Raw genomic sequence first — 18410 nt, 5'->3', positions numbered from 1 at the left:
GGTGAACGAGATTTAAATTAAACGCTTTTGACGCTTTTGACGCAAAGCAAGAGAAGAGAAAAGAGAAAGAGTTCGCAACGCCAGAATTTAATGCTTGACAAATGTGCCGATCGCCATTGTATACTGGCATCGCAATGCTAACCTTCGGCTGGTTGTGTGTCGGCATGGGTTGCTCTGTTTTATTTTACGATAAACTAATCAGGAATTTTAGAGAAAGTGATCGATCGCGCCAACCACGACCTCTTGAAGCTGCTACCGCCGGATGCTAAAGTCATTGTTGAAATTGGCTGCGGTACGGGTTCGACGGGCGAACAGTACAAGCCGATCAATCCCCATTGTCAGTATATTGGCATTGAATGCGATCGAGAAAAAGCTAAAATTGCGGTCGATCGGCTAAACTGGGTGACTGTAGCCGATATTGAAGAAATTGCCATCGAAAGTCTCGACATCGCCCCAGGAAGCGTCGATTGCTTGATTTTCGGCGACTTGCTTCCCTATCTCAAAAATCCCTGGGAAGTCCTCAAGCAGTACAGTGGTTTGCTGAATCCAGAGGGGCAAATTCTCGCCCGAATCCCCAACGTTCAATACTGGCGGCGAATTGTCAATTTGCTGCGGGGACAGTGGGAAAATGCCGACAGCAAGATGCAGCACTGGTTTACCCTAGAAAGTATTAAATCACTATTTGCTCAAGCCGGATTGCAGGTTTACGAATTTCAAGGAAAGGGACACAAAACCGAAAATTTTGTCCGCTTTCAGGAATTGCTCAATCCAATGGTAAAGGCTTTAGAGCTCACATCGAGCAGTTTTGCTACGGAAACAGGTGCTGAATATTATATCGCGCGATCGACCAAATCGGCCGTACCTGCGCGCAGACTGCTGATTCAGACTATCATTATGGCTCCTACAGGGTGCGATCGCGTGCGAGTTTTGGAACCGGACAAATTTAGCGCCACAATTCCCGGTGTCCGCACCGTATCCGGCGTGAAAGCAGCAGAATTAATTCCGCCGCTGTCAGGAGAAGAAAAAGTCTTCATCTGGCAGCGGACAATCATGCAATATCCCGGCTATATTCCCCAACTCAAAGAACTGCTGCAACAAGACTATTTAATAGTAGCTGAAATTGACGATAATCCCGTCCGCCGCCGCGAATACGCAGACAATAATTACCTCAGCTATCGCGGCTGTCACTGCGTGCAAACTTCTACAGAACCCCTCGCAAAAATTTTGCGGTCTTACAATCCTAATGTTGCCGTATTTCCCAATCAATTAGCTTATCTACCTCCGCCGCGAATCTATCCGGCAGAAGATACAGTCACAATCTTTTTTGGTGCGCTCAACCGCGAAAAAGATTGGCAGCCGATTATGGCAGCGCTAAATCGAGTTTTAGTCGCACACAAGCACCGGATTCGAGTTAAAGTAATCCACGACAGCAGATTTTTTGAAGCCTTGAAAATACAGCAAAAAGAATTTGAACCGTTTTGCAGTTACGAACGCTATCAAGAAATTATGTACAGTTGCGATATCGCTCTGTTGCCGCTTGTTTCCAACCCGGTTAACGAAATGAAATCCGACTTAAAGTTCATTGAATGTGCGGCGCGGGGAGTAGCGGTGCTGGCAAGTCCCACAGTGTACGAACATTCGATTGTTGAAGGTGAAACCGGATTGATTTATAGATATGAAAAAGAGTTTGAGATTAAGCTAAATTCGCTGATTTCTGACACTTCTATGCGCCGGGAAATAGCCGCGAATGCTTACGAATGGGTGCGCGACAACCGCTTGCTGTGCGGTCACTACCGGCAGCGCCGAGATTGGTACTTACAGATGCGGGACGAGTTGCCGCGTTTAAATGCTGAGTTGCGCGATCGCCTGCCGGAGTTGTTTGGTGACTAAATGCGGTAAGATTTAGAGGGTTATTGTGCGATCGTTCTGTTTTATGGTTTTATTATTGTTTAATTTTTAATTGTTACTCCACACCAATGCGAATTCTATTCACTATTGCTCACTTTTACAATCCCAGCGGCGACGGGAAACACGCTTCCCAGCGAAACGATCCGCAACCGCGACTAAATGCTTTAACCGCTTGCGTGACATCGCTGCAAGCTTTGTACGGCAAATCTCAGTCCATGATTGACATTCGCGAATGTGCAACTATCCCAGCCAATCAATCTCAAAAGCACGAAATTGACATTGTTGTTTGCACTACTCAAGGCTATCATCTGTTGCCTCAACTGCCAGTGCAGCCCAGATGTTTTATGCACCACGCTACAAAATGCGAACCGCTGCTGTTGGGTTTTGAGTGTCAAGCAGTTTTGCGAGCTTGTCTTGACAAATACGATTATTTTTGTTATTTAGAAGATGATTTAATTCTGCACGATCCGTGGTTTTTTAGTAAATTAAATTGGTTTACACATCACGGGGGAAATGGAAATTTGCTGCAACCTAATCGCTATGAAATATCGCCTCAAGGAGCTGTTTTTAAAGCATATATTGATGGTGATTTAGCGGCAACAGCTACTGCTAAGTTTCAAAATGTGGAGGAGCAGCGGCAGTTAATGGGAAAAATCATGGAACAAACAATCGCTTTTGAGCGGGCTTTGAATCCTCATTCCGGCTGCTATTTTTTGAATGCGGAACAGATGGCACACTGGGCTAAGCAGTCTCATTTTTTGGACAGGGATACTAGCTTTATCGGCCCGCTGGAAAGTGCAGCGACTTTAGGAATTATGCGGACTTTTAGAGTTTACAAGTCAACTCCTGCTTATGCTAATTTTTTGGAGGTTCAACATTTTGGAGCGAGTTTTCTGAAGTTGATTGGTAATAAGGTGAGGGTGTCGGAAGCAGGATGAGTTAAGATATTCAGGTAAGCTGCAATACTTGAGAGGTAGCATGAACCAGGCAACCGAAAAAATTGTCCTTCCCTCTCCTTTCCCCGATCGCACTCAACTGCCAGAGGAAGACGGCACTTTTGTGAAGAATTTTCAGGAGCATCCGCAGAGTATTATTTTGACTGATTCGATCGGGTCGGTATTGCAACGGCTTCATCCCGATGGGCAATATGCTATAGGGCAAGACTTTGGCATCTACTGGCGAGAAACTGACCCGCAAGAAAGGGGAGCAGAAGCTCCTGATTGGTTCTACGTGCCCAACGTGCCACCAACACTAGGAAATCAAATTCGTGGCTATTACCTGCTGTGGCGCGAATTCATGGCTCCGATGATTGCTTTGGAGTTCGCATCGGGAGACGGTTCAGAAGAGCGAGACACAACGCCGCTATCGTACTCGGAAGTCGAATCGGCGCAAAGGCCTGGGAAGTTTTGGGTATATGAGCGGATCGTGCGGATTCCGTATTATGGCATCTATGAAATCAATAGTGGCAGGCTGGAGGTTTACAGCCTGAACAATGGGTTTTACCAGCAGTTGCTTCCGAACGATCGCGGTCATTATGCGATCGCGCCAATGGGCGTAGAATTAGGACTGTGGCAAGGCAGTTATCAAAACCAGACAATGCTGTGGCTGCGGTGGTGGGACAGCGAGGGCAATTTGCTGCTGACAGGTACAGAACGAGCTTCCTTAGCAGAGCAGGCTTTGACGGCAGAAGCCCAAGCGCGGCGGGATGCCATCCCTCGGTTGTTGGCAATGGGATTGAATACAGAGCAAGTAGCAGAAGCACTCGGTTTATCAGTAGAGGAAGTTAGGCAGTATTCACCATTTTGATGTCGCTTTTGATTAATATCTCAGTTAATATCAAGTCCGAGCGATCGCTTATATTGATTGTTTAGTGCGAGCATAAGGCTCGCGAGCGAGTTGCAGCCGTAGGGTGCGTCAGTATGAAGTTAACGGCCATCGAAAAAATCATCAATACTGACGCACCTTATTTGTAGTTGTACGGTGCGTCAGTTCTTAAATTATCAATTATTCCTAAAAAACTCTGACTGACGCACCCTACTAAAATCCTATTTTTAAGAAGTCAAAACATCGCCGATTTTAACTGTGCCGCTGTTAATAATTTTGGCTAAAACTCCAGTTTGTGCGTGACCGAATTCCTTTTGCAGTAAACTGAGTAGGGAAATATCCCGATCGCCCGTTTCTGGATTCACTTCTATATTGACACAGCGACCGATTCGTGCTGTAACTTGTATGCGCGCTGTGCCTAATTGAAACTGTTTTCCGATCAACTCAAATTCTGACCAAGCTGCCATACCTTCTAGCACAATGTTCGGGCGAAATCGGCCTACGTCAATGTTTTGAACAGCGATTTCTGTTAATTGGTCTAATGTGGCTTGACTGAGTAAAGAAATGTGTACGGGTTCTCGATCGGGATAGCGAGTTTCGCCGCTGCTGTCGCCGACTAAGTGCAAAGGTGCAAACTGCGGGTGTCTCGCTTCTTTTGTGGGTTGAATTGCGGCCAGATATTCTGTGAAAAAAGTGCCGATGCGATCGCGCCCCGCTGCTGTGTTTGTTTCTGCGGATAACACTGCAACTCCTTGACGCTGGACTGTTAAAACGGCCGTTTCCGGTTGATAATGACATTCTAAAGCTGCTAACAGAGGCCAATCGTTTTGGACGGCAAAATGTTTTTTGCTCATCCAAGGGACATTTTGGGCGGGTATCTTTGCAGCTTCAATATTATCTGCAAACATTAAGGCAAAAGCTCGATCGCCCTTAATTCCGTGTCCGGCTGTTAAAGCAAACTCCGACATTTCTTGCGGTGTCAGCCCTTTAATTGGATAAGTGAATAACTGTTTTATGGTTGCTACTGTCATAATTTTTTTAGCTGTGCTTCACTTTAAACTGGACTCTTGTCCCCCCCTTAGTAAGGGGGGCTAGGCAGGGTGGTTTTATTCTGGGGAGAAGCAATCTGAAACGACAGAAAGCAATCCTCAAAGCTCGCGTCTGGGACGGAACTGTTATATTAATAAAGGTACGTAGTTGGGCTTTAGCCCTCTTTCGACGTATATATGAAGAGGGCTAAAGCCCAACTACGTACCTATTTCTAGGATGACAATTAATCCACCCTGCTTACTAAGGGGGCTAGGGAGGTCAAAGCTATTTCATAAACATTAATAAAATTGCTATAAAAACCCGATTAAGCTAGCAATTCATAGCGGCGGATATCGGGAGGTCCAACGGCCAAACCGTCTAATTTCTTCACGGCGTCTTGAATGTGAGTTGAACCGAGATGTTGTTCGAGCAAAGCTGCACTTTCCCACTCTTCAACAAACGTAAAATCTGTGGGATCGGCTTGATTTTGCAGGAGTTCGTATGTGATGCAGCCTTGTTCTCGGCGAGTTGGCTCTATAATGCTCAGCAGAAGGGATTTGAGTTCTGCTACTTTGTCGGGAAAGGCGGCGAGGCGGGCGACTACGCGCAAGGTGGGTTTGGACATGGGAAAAAGGAGGATCTGCTATTTTAATTGAATTTACGGATTTCAATGAGGCAAGCACTGTCATCAGTAACTACTGTAGCGCGGAATGGAACCAAATCAACAGCGTACTTGCTGCTATGCCACTGCACATAAAACCTTCAGGTCAAGCTGGATTTCTGGGCAATGCAGTTTTCGATACTGTAGCAACCAATGAATACATCAAAACTGAGTTGCTCAAACTTGGATGGCTAGCGAAAATCAAGATTCCGCCGATGTATCGATTTTTGGGAACAGATGTTGACTTTGGTTCTGCTGGTGCAATTGTAGAAGTTCAGTTTTCTCACTATTCATTTCTATTAAACAATACCGTGCGATCGCAATTGTTTTTCAACACTAATACGCCTCTCACAGGACAGCCCGTTAGGGTTGTTATTATAGTTACAAAATCACAAATATTTCCTGCTGCTAATAGCAGCCTTTACTACGAGCAAGCTGTGAACCAGTTAACAGTATTATCGGCCTATCTATTTAATGTACCGCTCAGAATAGTTGGTTTATTCAAGCAAAGGAATACAACAGTACCTGCAAAATTGACTGTTTACAGCGCTCAAACATCAAGGACAATAGTAACTCAGCAAGAGTGTGAATGTCAAATAATTTCCGGGCGATCGCCCCGCAGTCGCAGTTCTATTCGGATTATGTGAAAAATGATATACTAGCTCCACAACTCAAGTTCTAATTGCTCTCCAATTTTAGTAGAAGTCAGCGTTTTCTTACCGTTGCCATTTAGCTTGAGGTCTACTGGTGGAGCTTTTCCCCGAATATCTGCCGCAAAAGCAGCTTCCTCATAGAGCAAACGTTTCTCCATTTCTTCTAAGTGATACTCTTCGGGATATATTTTTGCTTTGCTGCGTTCTGTTGCTTTTTTACCTACTTGTACGTCAAACCGAAATGCTTCAATGGGCTGTCCGGTTTTTTCTACATAGTCCCGCAGAGTTTTTAAGTTGGGGAAATAGCCGCGCTCGTCCGGTTCCCCGCTTAAACGACGCAGCGCAACTTGATAATATTTTAGATCCAATTCTGCACCGATAAAATGCCGATCGCAGTTTTTAGCTACAACCGCAGCCGTACCAGAACCCATATAAGGATCGAGAACAACATTACCTTTCACGGTTGTAGTCAAGACAATTCTAGCTATTAAGTCTTCGGGAAATTGACAGGGATGTATAGTTTGTTCTTCGTGGTTGTGTTTGACGTTGCGGAACATCCAAATGTCGCCTGGGTTTTTCCCGTCAGGATTGCATGAAAGTTCGCCTTTGCGAGATCCCCGGTAATGTTTTTTATTTTGATACTTTTGCGGTACTCTAATATCGTCTAAGTTAAATATATATTCATCGGATTTAGTAAACCAAAGAATTGTCTCGTGGCGGCATGAGAATTTCTTTCTGCCGTGCAAACCGTGCTGTCTCCCCCAGATAATTCGATTCCGAGGAATTAACCCGCAGGATTCTAGAATTGGGAAGAAGCGAATATCGAGCGGAATTAGCATACCCCGATCGGAGAAAGCACCGACTTGCCAGAACAGCGAACCTGATTTTTTGAGAATTCGGCTGCACTCTTGCAGCACAATTCTCTGTTCTTCTAAATAAATATTGAGAGCTTGCTTTGTCTCGTATTCCTTGCCCAAATTGTAGGGAGGAGAGGATACTACTAAATCAACGCATTCATCTGGCAAGCTGCTCAGAAGTTCCAGACAATTTCCCAGAAATATCCGATCGAGCGGGAGCTGTTCTCGGTTCTGGTGCTGCTGCATTTGCTTTGCCTTTAATTTCAAAAAAACTTCTACTTTAACTGAAGATAACCCAAACCAGTCAATTAGTCAATACCTCAATCTTTGGGATAAAATCGCTTGTTTTCTGTAGAATATTCCCAGGCGATCGCCTCCGGGTCTTTTTCGCGGCTCCACTGAGCAAACTCCGGCTTAAGTTTCCACTTGCCGATCGTAGTTGCGTGAACTTTGAACCTGCGGGATAGTTCCGTTTGGGTAAAAGAGATTTTGGGTTTTTCAGGAGTCTTGGTTTGAGCAATGGGGAATAAATTTGGTTTTGTCTCTTGTGCTTTTTCCCGATTTATGGGAGGTTCTTGAACAGCTATTGTCGCATTAACTGTTTCGCTTTGATTGACAGTTGGAGCTATTTGAAAATAATACAAAATTCCGCCTTGTTCCGTCACTTCAAAATCTGCTGCAAACTCAAAAGCCCGTTCGTCGAGATACTCTTGAACCTTTTCTCCGGGGAGTTTGGCATTCATCGCCAAATCCAAAGCCGTAACTCGCCCTTGATTTTCCTTGATCAACTTGTAGAAAACCGAGTCTAAATGAGCGAGTTTATGTTTTTGCTGCTGCTGGTAGAGTCTGTAAGCCAAAGCAATACCGGCTGTGGTGGCGATCGCCCAAAATATCTTTCCCGACTCGAAACTGGCAACCGCCATCAAGGAAATAGGCAAAAGCAAGGTAAGATATCCCCAAATGCTGCCCTTCTTTAGGTTATTGCTGTTTTTGACCATAGTTCCTAAACAGGTACGTAGTTTAGCTTAGTAGAGCGTTTCTGAATGCCGCGAAAGTTTTTCGACAGTCGATATATCGATCGGCCCGCTGACACACCCAAAAACGGATACTGTGCCGCGTACACTCGCCTTGTGGACAATCCCTAATTTTAGACCAAAGTTCCAGCTCCTTTGATTCAATGTCGCAAGTAAATCGAAAATCGAAAATCGAAAATCGAAAATCGAAAATCGAGTGACGCACTCTACTACAAAATCCCAGAATCTACTTTTTTTTGCAACCGAGGATTCATGTACTTTCACTTTTTTCGCAAACAGATTGCCATCTTGCTGATAGTTGTTGCTTGCTGTACGCTGACGATTAGTTGCAGCGATAGCCGAGCCGTCCAGTGTACTAAACTTACTAAAATTGTCACCACAGGCAACGCTCTCATTAATCTTAATAAAGACAGCAACGATGCTGCAACGACCGAGAACGTAGCTAAACATTTGAACCAGACAGCGAAACAACTTGAGGCTCTGCGAATAACCGATCCCACCCTCAAAGAAATTCAGGGGCGATCGGTTAAGTCCTTCGAGGAAATGGGTCAAGCACTCGACGACATAGGCAAAAGTCTTGAGGCAGGAAATCTGGCTTCTACAAGTATAGAAGGTCGAGAGCAAATCCAAACAGCTCAAGCAGATATTATTAGAGCCGGACAGCAGGCGAATCAAGCAGCCGCAAATCAAGACGCTTTGACTGGCAAACTGATTAATTATTGTAAGAGCGATCGCTAAAAAGGCTAAGAGTTGGGAGTTTTGAGATTGCAACGCGATCGCGAATAACGCACGCCGGGTGAATGAGTTTGAGGAATGCGCGGGCTTGACTTAGCATCTACCCATTCCCAATTACCCCTTTCCAATTACCCCCTTTCCAATTACCCAGTTTAGTGATGAATTTCTAGATTCAAAATATAGCGACCGAGTTGTACTTTATCCGACCACAACTCGTATTCTAACCGCAGGTGTTCCGGTTCCGGCTTTCCTGTCAGCGTCAAGTTGCGGGTGAAGTTGCGGAGCCGCAACTGTTCGGGAGTCGCGAGCGAGTTACCCTGAAGCCAATAACGGCTCAAGCCGTACATTCCTCTTTCCCAGCAGTGGCGGTAGCTGTATTTGCCGTTTCCTTGCATGGTCATAATGACTCGATACGGTGAAACTTCTAGCCAGAGCAACCGGGGTTTTGTTGTTGTTGGCAAGATAGTAACTTGCTCGGCAGATTCGTCGGAAAATTGGCGATCGAGGATGGCTGGTTCGTGCAACAACAAGTGAAAGCGATCGCGGTCTTTTTGATAAAGCGTACCAGCCGTTTCAACGAATGACCACAAAGGTAAATCTGTGGATACCAGCGATAAACTTACAGGCTTGCGGTGATGCGTCAGCATAAATAAAAGTTTAGGAGTTATGGTGAATCGGGCGGTTTGAGATTTGAAATTTTAGGCTTGAGATTTTAGATTTTAGATTAGCTGGACTCCAAATTCCGGAGCTTTTGCTTAAAAAATGAAAAATCTACAACTCGCCATCGAAAATATAAAATGGTTCAGTCAAAAGTCAATCATCTGGTCGATAACTGAGAGCAGGACATGAAATCTAGCCAGATACACGGATAATATTTGTGAAGTTAAGGTGCAATTAAAGTGAAATCCGTGCGGTTGCGTTCGTCCTCAGTGTCGCCAACAAGTGACAGCGGAGTCTCCGGGCGAGTTTAATCAGCCTTTAAGTTAACCGGACACATTGGGAAAAACCCGCAGGCATAACAAAAGACGACTGACTTAGGACTGGGAAAAAGGTAGGATAGCTAACGCCGTCCCATCCTAGTTTATCTCAATGCAAGCTGACATTATAACTACTACGCTTCTTGACAAAAGCCAAACTTTAAGCATTCAAAAACCGGCCTCGGGCTTGTCGCTGGTCGGGAGGATTCGAGTTCCGGGCGATAAGTCGATTTCTCACCGAGCTTTGATGTTGGGTGCGATCGCCCGAGGTGAAACTACTATTGAGGGATTGCTGCTAGGAGAAGACCCCCGCAGCACTGCTAAATGTTTCTCGCTCTTGGGAGCCAAAGTTTCTGAACTCAACGCGGAACGGGTGACAGTCACGGGCGTCGGAATTGGGGAGTTAGAGGAGCCTGTGGAAGTCTTGGATGCGGGCAATTCCGGCACGACGATGCGGCTGATGTTGGGAATTTTAGCGTCTCATCCGGGGCGTTTTTATGCGGTTACGGGTGACAGTTCTCTGCGATCGCGCCCCATGTCGCGCGTCATTAAACCGCTGCAACAAATGGGAGCGCAAATCTGGGGTAGAAAGAGCAATTCTTTAGCTCCTTTAGGGATACTCGGACAGCAGTTAAAACCGATTCACTACCATTCTCCGATCGCCTCGGCTCAAGTTAAATCTTGCATTTTGCTCGCCGGTTTGATGGCAAGCGGAGAAACTACAGTCACAGAACCCGCTCTGTCGCGGGATCACAGCGAGCGGATGCTGCGGGCGTTTGGAGCCCAATTGAGCGTCGATCCAGAAACTTGTAGCGTGACAGTCACTGGGCCGACACAACTGCAAGGGCAGAATGTGATTGTACCGGGGGATATTAGTTCGGCGGCATTTTGGCTAGTTGCTGGGGCGATCGTCCCGGGTTCGGAACTCGTAGTCGAAAATGTCGGCGTCAACCCAACTCGTACAGGGATTTTGGAAGCTTTGGAAATGATGGGCGCCGACATTGAACTGCAAAATCAGCGAGAGGCCGCCGGAGAACCTGTAGCGGATATTTTGGTTCGCAGTTCCGGTCAATTGCGGGGATGCACCATTGCGGGCGACTTAATTCCCCGGCTGATTGACGAAATTCCGATTTTGGCAGTAGCGGCGGTCTTTGCGTCGGGTACTACAATAATTCGAGATGCGGCCGAGTTGCGAGTCAAAGAGAGCGATCGGCTGGCCGTGACTGCTGCGGAACTCAACCGCATGGGAGCCCAAATTTCCGAGTTACCCGACGGTTTAGAAATTACCGGGGGAACTCCTTTAACTGGCGCGGATGTTGACAGCTACACCGACCACAGAATAGCGATGAGTTTGGCGATCGCAGCCCTCAACGCCACAGGTATTACTAACATTCACCGGGCAGAAGCCGCTGCCATTTCCTACCCGGACTTTACCGCCACTTTGCAACAAGTTTGCCATCCAAATTAAGATTGGGCATTGGGCATTGGGCATTGGGCATTGGGCATTGGGCATTGGGCATTGGGCATTGGGCATTGGGCATTGGGCATTGGGTATTGGGCATTGGGCATTGGGCATTGGGCATTGGTTGCTGGTTACTTGTTATCGGTTATTGGTATAGCCTCACAAATAACAAATAACCACTAACAAATAACCACTAACTAATGACTAATGACTAATGACTAATGACTGATGACTAATGACTAATGACTAATGACTAATGACCAATGACTAATGACTTCCTCTAAGAATCTTTACCTACAACTTGTTCTTTTAAAGAATCGATTTCCGTTAACAACTCTTGGCGGGTAGAAGCCTTGAGCAGATAGCGGTAAACAAACCAGCCCGTATATCCCATGCCAATCAACTCAAAAATTGGAGCTACCAAAGGGACATCATTAAGAGCATCTAAAACTCCCAGCATTACCTTAATGCTAATACCGCCTGCCAGGATTAAACCAACAGTTATGAGAGGTTTTTGGTAGTCAGCAAAAAAATTGGATAGATAAGCTGGAAGTTCCGACAAAATTGTAATAACTTGGTCTTTAATATCTTGAAGCTGGCTTGTCGGTGTTTCTGCGGTTGTCACTGTAGTCATGACCCCCGGTTTGTCCTCCACCAGGTCTACTGTGACGACTTCAGTGACTGTTTGTGTCTCGTCAGAAAAGTTAGCTTGTGTCATTTGATACTTCCTCCGTTGTCAGGTAAAATTGCAGGCTGTGAGTTGCTGGCAGTATAATTCTCAGGCAATTAGCACAGGACTCATGCAGCCGCGACTAATTGATGAGACTAAGGCAGAGCTTCCAAAATTGCAAGCAAAAATAAGCATATAACTTGATTTTAAACAATTCCCCTAGCTGGCAAATCGGTCTTTTGACTCATTTTTTCACTTGAGCGAGGTCGATTTGATTGGGGCAAGGGCGTCCTTGTTCAAAGTCGGTGATATTGGCGATCGTGGTTTCGGCGATATTTTTCAAAGCCTCCTCGGTGAAGAAAGCTTGATGTCCGGTAATCAGGACGTTGGGGAAAGTCAGCAAGCGCTGAAATACGTCGTCTTGAATGACGTAATTTGACAAATCCTCAAAAAACAGATCCGTCTCTTGTTCGTACACATCTAAGCCGAGGTAGCCAATTTTACCAGACTTCAGTGCTTTGGTCACAGCTTTAGTGTCAATCAACTGACCGCGGCTGGTATTGATCAGCATCATCCCCGGTTTCATTTGCCCGATCGCCTCTGCACCGATCAAATGGTAAGTTTCCGGCATCAGCGGACAGTGGAGGCTGACAATATCAGAAGCGGCGAACAGTTCCGGGAGTGCGACGTATTCCATGCCTAGGGCGAGGCAATCTACGTTTTGGAAAAAATCGTATCCCAGCAGGCGACACCCGAATCCGTGCAGAATTTTGGCAGTAATTGCACCAATTTTGCCAGTTCCAACGATTCCCACCGTTTTGCCGTGGAGGTCAAAACCCAACAAGCCGTCTAGGGCGAAATTGCCTTCGCGGACGCGGTTGTAGGCCCGGTGGATTTTGCGGTTGAGGGACAAAATCAGAGCGACTGCGTGTTCGGCGACGGAGTACGGAGAATAAGCCGGAACTCGGAGGAGAGTTAAGTCTAAATCCCTCGCTGCTGCTAAATCGACGTGATTGAATCCGGCGGATCTCAGGGCCAGCAAGCGGACGCCTTTTTGGGCGATGCCCAGCAGCGTTTTCGCGTCCAAGGAGTCGTTCACGAACGCGCAGACTGCCGGAAATCCAGCAGCCAAAACGCTGGTTTCCAGGTTCAGACGCGGTTCAAAAAAAACTAAATCGTGTTTGCCGCCGACATTCGCTGCTTCCAGAAATGTGCGATCGTAGGATTTGGTGCTGAATACGGCTACCTTCATGATTTTTGCCTGCAAACCCAGTAATAGTTGGAAATTCTTTCCAGATTAACTGTAAATTTTACTAGAATGCCGTTGCCCCAAACAATTCAATTTCCACGATTAATATTGAGTTTCGCAACGAGAGCATCTCTGAAGAAACCAGATTTTTAGCTTTAAGGCAAATCCTGCTTAATTTTTTGAATTTAATTGCTTAGACTGTAGTAAAGCGCGAGCGTTAATTGTTCATTTTTTAGGAGAAACTCAGATGCCTAAACAAATCAAAACTCAAATCTATGAAATTTTAGAAAAATCCGAGATCGGCAATTTATACAGTTTAGCAGACGATATTGTTATAACTTGTTTAATTTTAATCAACGTCGCAGCTTTTATTGCTTCTACTTCGCCCGCATTGTCGCAAGAACAAAAGTTGATTTTGGAAAATATCGAAATTGTTTCATCCTTAGTATTTACCATAGAATATCTTTTGAGGCTGTGGGTGTGTACAGTCGATAGCAGATACAGCCACCCGCTTTGGGGAAGATTGAGATACGGTCTTACACCGCTAAGTCTGATCGATTTAATTTCAATCCTACCCTTTTACTCATCGCTGTTATTTCCTAATTTAAGCTTCGTTAATTTAATTCGCCTGCTGCGCTTGTTGCGGTTGCTAAAAATGAGCCGTTATTCAGAGTCACTCAGAACTCTGGGAGCAGTATTGTACGCTAAAAAAGAGGAGTTAATTGCCACTGCATTTGCAGTTTTCATTCTGTTAATATTTGCCTCTAGCGTCATGTATTTTGTTGAAAACGAGGCGCATCCAGAAACTTTTGCGAGCATCCCCGATGCAATGTGGTGGGGAGTTGTGACATTAACTACTGTCGGTTACGGCGATATTTATCCAATCACTCCTTTAGGGAAGTTTTTAGGCGCAATATTAGCATTTTTGGGAATCGGAATTTTTGCGTTACCTGCGGGGCTCATTGCTGCGGGTTTTTCCGAGGAAGTCCAAAGGAAAAAGCAGGAAAAAATAGCGGCAAATTTAGAGCAATCTGTTAATTATCAATCGGTCAAAATGCTGGCGGAAATCGAGGTCGGGTTTCAACAAAACCAAAGTGCGATCGCGCTTCACATCGAAAGTTCATCCGAGTTGATGAAAATGTGTGTTCAAACGGCGAAAGAGAAGTTAGGAAATGATTTTCAAAATGAAGAAATTATTCGCGATTTAGCTATTCATTTTTATAATGAAGCAGTTCGCAAATTCGAGCTTTAATTACAGATATATATTGCCTGTAATTGCGATCGAAGCGTTAGCAGAGCAAGCCGAAGGAAAGCAATCACTTGCAGTTATGACGGCTTTATGTACAGCACTAATGACTGATGGCTAATTACCAGTCTGGTGGCAAATTGTAATATTCAAGAGTCGATCGATCTTTTAGCAATTCTTGCGTTTCTCGATCGACCTGAATCTGACCGTCAGCCAAAACTAACGCCCTTTGAGTCGTTTTCCCGATCCAATTCAAATTGTGGGACGCGATCAAAATTACCTCGATCGGCAATTGGGACAAAACCTTAGCCAAGTGACGCCGCCACGAGGGGTCGAGTCCGTTGGTCGGCTCGTCTAAGATTAAAATTGCAGGTTCTAATGCTAAAATTGCTGCTAATGCTGCCAACCTTCTTTGACCTCCCGAAAGTTCGTGGGCCGAACGGTTGGCAAATTCTAGTAAACCGAATTCGTCTAATAGCGATAAAGCTCGATCGCGCGCAACTCCTGCCGGCACTCCGTAATTGCGCGGCCCGAACATTACATCCTCCAAAATAGTGGGCATAAATAGCTGGTCGTTAGCGTCTTGAAAGCAAAATCCAATTTGCCTGCGCGCCTGCGATAAAGTCGCCTCTTCCAGCTTTTTTCCCTGCACTCTAATCTCGCCCGATTGAGGCATTTTTAATCCGATCAAGTTTTCGAGCAAAGTGCTTTTTCCAGCGCCCGTTAAACCTAGTAGAGCAACTCTTTCTCCGGGTTGTAAGGTGAAGGAAATTCCTTGCAATACTGGTTTTTGCTGCGGATATCCGAATACTAAATCTTGTACTTCAATTGTTGGCATCACTTTGAGATTAGTCAATTTTTATTAGCCTCGATTTTTGGATTAAGAGTTTTTAACCGCAGAGGGCGCAGAGAGCGCAGAGAGGGGAGGGGAAGGGATTCTGCAAAAAGTTACCAGTTACGGTAAGAAGCTGTTGTTAATCCGGCTGCGGTTACAATTGTGACTGTGAGCCAGAGTCGCTCTTTTGGTGTCGATTTTGAGTCGGCGGGCAAACTTCCTTGATAGCCGCGAATTAGCATGGCTGCGTGTACTCTTTCCGCCCGATCGAGACTTCGCAAATAAAGGGCTCCGATCATGGAAGCACTGGCGTAGCGCAGCCATCCTCCGGCGCCGGACAAGCCTCGGAGTTGGGCGGATATTTTCATGCGGTTGACTTCGGTCAGCAGGATTTCTAAGTATTGTCCCGCTAAAAGTACAATCTCTTGCAAACCTGCTGGTAAGGGCAATCCTTTGAGGGCGATTCCGAAACTGTGGGGCGGCAAAGTTAGCAGAAAACTGTTCATAATTAGCAGGCAAATTAGGGAGCGCAGCAACAGAAAACTGGCGCGTTCCCAACCTTGGGGCAGCACTAATAAGGAGAGAAAAAGCAATTCTGCTCCCAACAGTTGCGCTAGGGTTCGCACCGGAGCCCTGAGCCAAAACGACCAAAAAAGTGCGATCGCCCCATAAATCGCCAGCCACAGCCAAGCGCCTGTCTTCATAAAACCAATACCGATGACAATTATGAGAGACAGACGCAATCGGAAAGGTATGGAGAATTTAAGCATTTTTAGGTTTAACCAACTGAGCAATCCCAAAAGCCGCGCCGAAACAGACAGCAGAGCCTAAAACTCCAGCAATGCTAGTACCTATAGGCTGTTCTTCTAATCCTTTAACACTGTAATTAGCTAAAGGAGTAGGATTTTCGATCGCCACAGATTCTTTATCTTTAAAGCCGTATTTTTCGGCTACCGCTTCTAACCCGTCGGGCCAACTTGAAGCGAACAGCGAAAGCACCCCCGAAATTAATAACACTCCGATTACTGGCACTACCCATTTCTGCAATTGCGGCTGTTCTCCCGGCAGTAAATCCGGCCGTACTTTGACGAGATAAGTTAAAACGCCGCCTGTAATTACCCCTTCGCCAATGCCAATTAAAATATGTACGCCTACCATTGCTGGCAATGCGATATTGAGCGGTACTGTACCAGAAATTGCGAGTTCGATCGCCACACAAATAGAAGCAGCAACGACGCTGAGGGCGGCGGCGATGCCCGCGGCTAAGGGCAAACGATTTCTGGAACCTCCCAAGAGTTGCTGCAACGGCTGCAACAGCCACCAGCCCACCCAAATGCCAACTAGCCCCATGTTAAAAATATTGGCTCCCAGGGCGGTGATGCCCCCGTCGGCAAACAAGACGCTTTGAATTATAAAAACCGTGCTCATCGCCAGAGTTGCCGCCCAAGGGCTCCCCAAAACGACGGATGCCAGCGCCCCTCCCAACAAGTGCCCGCTGGTGCCGCCGGCTACCGGAAAGTTGATCATTTGGGCAGCAAACACGAAAGCTGTGGTTAAGCCCATGATTGGGGCTTGCCGCAGTCCAAGACTGGCGCGGGTTCGATTCAGGGCAACCGCAATCACTGCTGCACTTGCTATGCCGGTGGCAATGGCTACTGGAGGTGAAAGAAAACCATCAGGTATGTGCATTGATGTATCCCAAACGAGAGAACTTCCAACCTTTTAGTCAACTATTTTTTACAAAAATTTACAATCCCCTGTGGGGGTATTCGTGCCGGCGGGCGATCGGGGGATTTGCGGCGGGCGATCGCTTATTCGCTATAGATTAGCGCCTCACGGGCAGAATTTTGAGGATGAGAAATTTTACATTAAATCATCCTGAAGAATTATTCGGATATTTTACAGACAGCCTGCACATTGAAGCTTTTTGATAAGAATTATCAATATTTATTTACAGATTCACAAGCAAAATGTATTCACCGTCAAGCTCAAACAAAAATATTAAAAAAATCTAAAGAATTAACCGAACATCCCTAATGGGTTTTATTCTCATTTCTTGAGAATTAATTGCATTAAGTTTTTGACGACAGCAGCAGTGAAATTGCCCGATCGCTAATCAAAGCCAAAATATTGCGTGTTTTTGAAACTAAAAACTCCGAATTATTGCTAGTTATACCAATTCTCGCCTCCAGAAAGCAACAATGATGAGTGTGGGTTTGTCTGCTGAAATATTGTGTAAGGTGCGTCGCTCAAAAATTGTGGATATTATTTAAGATTTAAGGGTGGCGACGCACCCGGAGCGATATTGTTGCATGAGTTTTGAGAATTAGTATTAATATAGTTATTGGTTTCCGTCACAGCTATAGCGGTTCTCAAGTAAGTGAGGTACGTAGTTGGGCTTTAGCCCTCCGATCGTGCTTATGCAGTAAGTGAGGTAAGTGCCTAACAACTCCAATTACCAATTATCAGTCATACTCATCTACCTGAGAAGAGCTATATGTACTGGCATCCTCTCTTTCCCTATTTACCGTTACATTAGGTAATGTGAGGTTTGATAATGGAAACCCAAAATAAGGCACTCCCAGCCAGGGAGATGCACAAAATAGTTTGGGTTAGCGTCGGAGTTGTGATTCTTTTCTTTGTGACTTATCCCATCGCAATGTGGCGTTAGTCAAAAAGAAAAGTTTCGCGATTTTCACGTCAAGTCTTTGACAATTGAGGGGCAAAATCCCGCTAAGCTAGCAGATGCTAATGCTGTTGGTAATTGGCTGGCCCAATCAGCTATTGCGAGTAGCAGTGCGCTTCCGGCTATGTTTACTGAGAGTCAAAAAAAGTTGCCTGAAAAGTCTCCTGATGTTGCACCTTTTACGAATAAGTCTTCTGAAACGGCTATTGCGAGTAGCCCTACAGATCGGACTGTCGAAGCTGCACCTGTATCAGCGGGCCTGCAAGAAGTTCAGACGATCTATCGAACAAATCAGACAGCAGAAATTACCGATCGCGCTAAACTAGATGAGTTAGCTCTCAAAGTCTACGATCGCATAAATTAGACTTGGCAAACTAGCCCTACTTTCACTCAAAATCTAGTCTGTAGGGTCAGTGCAAGTCAAGATGGGGCGATCGGCAACTTCGATCCCCTGAATCAACCAGCCAAGGATTACACCCAACAAACTCCTTTGCCAAATCTGCTCAAATCTGCCGAGACTAGCAACAGCAGCAGTGCACCACCAGTCGCTAAGTTTACTGTAGTATTTGCTCTTACTGGAACCT

Annotated in this window: 18 protein-coding genes; 8 read left to right on the top strand and 10 right to left on the bottom strand. The window is 45.7% G+C overall.

Annotation, left to right across the window (positions count from 1 at the left end; all coding sequences use genetic code 11):
- Positions 1-216: 216 nt before the first annotated feature.
- The 3 genes from QUA56_RS21875 (at position 217) to QUA56_RS21865 (ending at position 3714) form a co-directional block, all read left to right on the top strand.
- Positions 217-1890 carry a methyltransferase domain-containing protein gene (locus QUA56_RS21875; RefSeq protein WP_333361416.1) on the top strand — a complete coding sequence of 558 codons (1674 nt, stop codon included), beginning with the start codon at positions 217-219 and terminating at the stop codon, positions 1888-1890.
- 86 nt (positions 1891-1976) lie between these two features.
- Entirely contained in the window at positions 1977-2846 is an 870-nt protein-coding gene (locus QUA56_RS21870) for a calcium-binding protein (RefSeq protein WP_333361414.1), read from the top strand.
- 40 nt (positions 2847-2886) lie between these two features.
- Entirely contained in the window at positions 2887-3714 is an 828-nt protein-coding gene (locus tag QUA56_RS21865) for a Uma2 family endonuclease (RefSeq protein ID WP_333361412.1), read from the top strand.
- Between the two features lie 245 nt (positions 3715-3959).
- On the opposite strand, the gene QUA56_RS21860 is transcribed toward QUA56_RS21865, so the two are convergent.
- The gene (locus QUA56_RS21860) at positions 3960-4763 is read right to left on the bottom strand and encodes an MOSC domain-containing protein (protein WP_333361410.1); all 804 of its coding nucleotides are present in this window, start codon (positions 4761-4763) and stop codon (positions 3960-3962) included.
- A 323-nt stretch (positions 4764-5086) separates the two neighbouring features.
- Positions 5087-5386, bottom strand: a complete 300-nt coding sequence (locus tag QUA56_RS21855) for a putative quinol monooxygenase (RefSeq protein WP_333361408.1) — start codon at positions 5384-5386, stop codon at positions 5087-5089.
- 116 nt (positions 5387-5502) lie between these two features.
- Here QUA56_RS21855 and QUA56_RS21850 point away from each other — a divergent pair, with 116 nt between their 5' ends.
- Positions 5503-6069, top strand: coding sequence for a hypothetical protein (locus QUA56_RS21850; protein WP_333361406.1), 567 nt, complete (start codon positions 5503-5505; stop codon positions 6067-6069).
- An 11-nt stretch (positions 6070-6080) separates the two neighbouring features.
- Here the strand turns inward: QUA56_RS21850 and QUA56_RS21845 are convergent, their stop codons facing one another.
- Complete coding sequence (locus tag QUA56_RS21845) at positions 6081-7178, bottom strand: DNA methyltransferase (RefSeq protein WP_333361404.1); 1098 nt, start codon at positions 7176-7178, stop codon at positions 6081-6083.
- Positions 7179-7252: 74 nt separating this feature from the next.
- Positions 7253-7930 (bottom strand): hypothetical protein, encoded by a 678-nt coding sequence (locus QUA56_RS21840; RefSeq protein ID WP_333361402.1) that lies wholly within the window; start codon positions 7928-7930, stop codon positions 7253-7255.
- A gap of 288 nt (positions 7931-8218) precedes the next feature.
- On the opposite strand from QUA56_RS21840, the gene QUA56_RS21835 reads away from it, so the two are divergent.
- Positions 8219-8704, top strand: coding sequence for a hypothetical protein (locus QUA56_RS21835; RefSeq protein ID WP_333361400.1), 486 nt, complete (start codon positions 8219-8221; stop codon positions 8702-8704).
- 149 nt (positions 8705-8853) lie between these two features.
- Here QUA56_RS21835 and QUA56_RS21830 read toward each other — a convergent pair whose 3' ends face one another.
- Positions 8854-9348 carry a hypothetical protein gene (locus QUA56_RS21830; RefSeq protein WP_333361398.1) on the bottom strand — a complete coding sequence of 165 codons (495 nt, stop codon included), beginning with the start codon at positions 9346-9348 and terminating at the stop codon, positions 8854-8856.
- 442 nt (positions 9349-9790) lie between these two features.
- Between QUA56_RS21830 and aroA the strand changes: the two genes are divergently transcribed.
- Positions 9791-11146 carry a 3-phosphoshikimate 1-carboxyvinyltransferase gene (gene aroA, locus QUA56_RS21825; RefSeq protein ID WP_333361396.1) on the top strand — a complete coding sequence of 452 codons (1356 nt, stop codon included), beginning with the start codon at positions 9791-9793 and terminating at the stop codon, positions 11144-11146.
- Positions 11147-11420: 274 nt separating this feature from the next.
- Here aroA and QUA56_RS21820 read toward each other — a convergent pair whose 3' ends face one another.
- Positions 11421-11858, bottom strand: a complete 438-nt coding sequence (locus QUA56_RS21820) for a CAAD domain-containing protein (protein WP_333361394.1) — start codon at positions 11856-11858, stop codon at positions 11421-11423.
- Between the two features lie 196 nt (positions 11859-12054).
- Entirely contained in the window at positions 12055-13062 is a 1008-nt protein-coding gene (locus QUA56_RS21815) for a 2-hydroxyacid dehydrogenase (protein ID WP_333361392.1), read from the bottom strand.
- 244 nt (positions 13063-13306) lie between these two features.
- Here QUA56_RS21815 and QUA56_RS21810 point away from each other — a divergent pair, with 244 nt between their 5' ends.
- Positions 13307-14311: an ion transporter gene (locus QUA56_RS21810; RefSeq protein ID WP_333361390.1), complete on the top strand. Its 1005-nt coding sequence runs from the start codon at positions 13307-13309 to the stop codon at positions 14309-14311.
- A gap of 115 nt (positions 14312-14426) precedes the next feature.
- On the opposite strand, the gene QUA56_RS21805 is transcribed toward QUA56_RS21810, so the two are convergent.
- The 3 genes from QUA56_RS21805 to QUA56_RS21795 all read right to left on the bottom strand — a co-directional run bounded on the left by QUA56_RS21805 (position 14427) and on the right by QUA56_RS21795 (position 16829).
- A complete protein-coding gene (locus tag QUA56_RS21805; protein WP_333361388.1) occupies positions 14427-15161 on the bottom strand; it encodes an ABC transporter ATP-binding protein in 735 nt (244 codons plus the stop codon).
- Positions 15162-15253: 92 nt separating this feature from the next.
- Positions 15254-15910, bottom strand: a complete 657-nt coding sequence (locus QUA56_RS21800) for an energy-coupling factor transporter transmembrane protein EcfT (RefSeq protein ID WP_333361386.1) — start codon at positions 15908-15910, stop codon at positions 15254-15256.
- Positions 15903-16829, bottom strand: coding sequence for an energy-coupling factor ABC transporter permease (locus QUA56_RS21795; protein ID WP_333361384.1), 927 nt, complete (start codon positions 16827-16829; stop codon positions 15903-15905). Before QUA56_RS21795 ends, QUA56_RS21800 begins: the two co-directional genes overlap by 8 nt.
- A 1019-nt stretch (positions 16830-17848) precedes the next feature.
- Between QUA56_RS21795 and QUA56_RS21790 the strand changes: the two genes are divergently transcribed.
- Positions 17849-18190 (top strand): hypothetical protein, encoded by a 342-nt coding sequence (locus QUA56_RS21790; protein WP_333361382.1) that lies wholly within the window; start codon positions 17849-17851, stop codon positions 18188-18190.
- Positions 18191-18410 lie beyond the last annotated feature (220 nt).

It is taken from the genome of Microcoleus sp. N3A4, assembly GCF_036701805.1.
In the GTDB taxonomy this organism is placed as follows: Bacteria; Cyanobacteriota; Cyanobacteriia; order Cyanobacteriales; family Microcoleaceae; genus Microcoleus.
The sequence above is the reverse complement of the archived record's forward strand: the minus strand, read 5'-3'. Positions and strand labels throughout refer to the sequence as shown.

Bases quoted from the DNA above. Each gene is read 5' to 3' on its own strand.
- QUA56_RS21835 (WP_333361400.1), top strand. From the start codon at position 8,219: ATGTACTTTCACTTTTTTCGCAAACAGATTGCCATCTTGCTGATAGTT.
- QUA56_RS21800 (WP_333361386.1), bottom strand. From the start codon at position 15,910: ATGCTTAAATTCTCCATACCTTTCCGATTGCGTCTGTCTCTCATAATT.
- QUA56_RS21865 (WP_333361412.1), top strand. From the start codon at position 2,887: ATGAACCAGGCAACCGAAAAAATTGTCCTTCCCTCTCCTTTCCCCGAT.
- QUA56_RS21815 (WP_333361392.1), bottom strand. From the start codon at position 13,062: ATGAAGGTAGCCGTATTCAGCACCAAATCCTACGATCGCACATTTCTG.
- QUA56_RS21855 (WP_333361408.1), bottom strand. From the start codon at position 5,386: ATGTCCAAACCCACCTTGCGCGTAGTCGCCCGCCTCGCCGCCTTTCCC.
- QUA56_RS21860 (WP_333361410.1), bottom strand. From the start codon at position 4,763: ATGACAGTAGCAACCATAAAACAGTTATTCACTTATCCAATTAAAGGG.
- QUA56_RS21820 (WP_333361394.1), bottom strand. From the start codon at position 11,858: ATGACACAAGCTAACTTTTCTGACGAGACACAAACAGTCACTGAAGTC.
- QUA56_RS21830 (WP_333361398.1), bottom strand. From the start codon at position 9,348: ATGCTGACGCATCACCGCAAGCCTGTAAGTTTATCGCTGGTATCCACA.
- QUA56_RS21845 (WP_333361404.1), bottom strand. From the start codon at position 7,178: ATGCAGCAGCACCAGAACCGAGAACAGCTCCCGCTCGATCGGATATTT.
- QUA56_RS21850 (WP_333361406.1), top strand. From the start codon at position 5,503: ATGCCACTGCACATAAAACCTTCAGGTCAAGCTGGATTTCTGGGCAAT.
- QUA56_RS21795 (WP_333361384.1), bottom strand. From the start codon at position 16,829: ATGCACATACCTGATGGTTTTCTTTCACCTCCAGTAGCCATTGCCACC.
- aroA (WP_333361396.1), top strand. From the start codon at position 9,791: ATGCAAGCTGACATTATAACTACTACGCTTCTTGACAAAAGCCAAACT.
- QUA56_RS21840 (WP_333361402.1), bottom strand. From the start codon at position 7,930: ATGGTCAAAAACAGCAATAACCTAAAGAAGGGCAGCATTTGGGGATAT.
- QUA56_RS21870 (WP_333361414.1), top strand. From the start codon at position 1,977: ATGCGAATTCTATTCACTATTGCTCACTTTTACAATCCCAGCGGCGAC.
- QUA56_RS21810 (WP_333361390.1), top strand. From the start codon at position 13,307: ATGCCTAAACAAATCAAAACTCAAATCTATGAAATTTTAGAAAAATCC.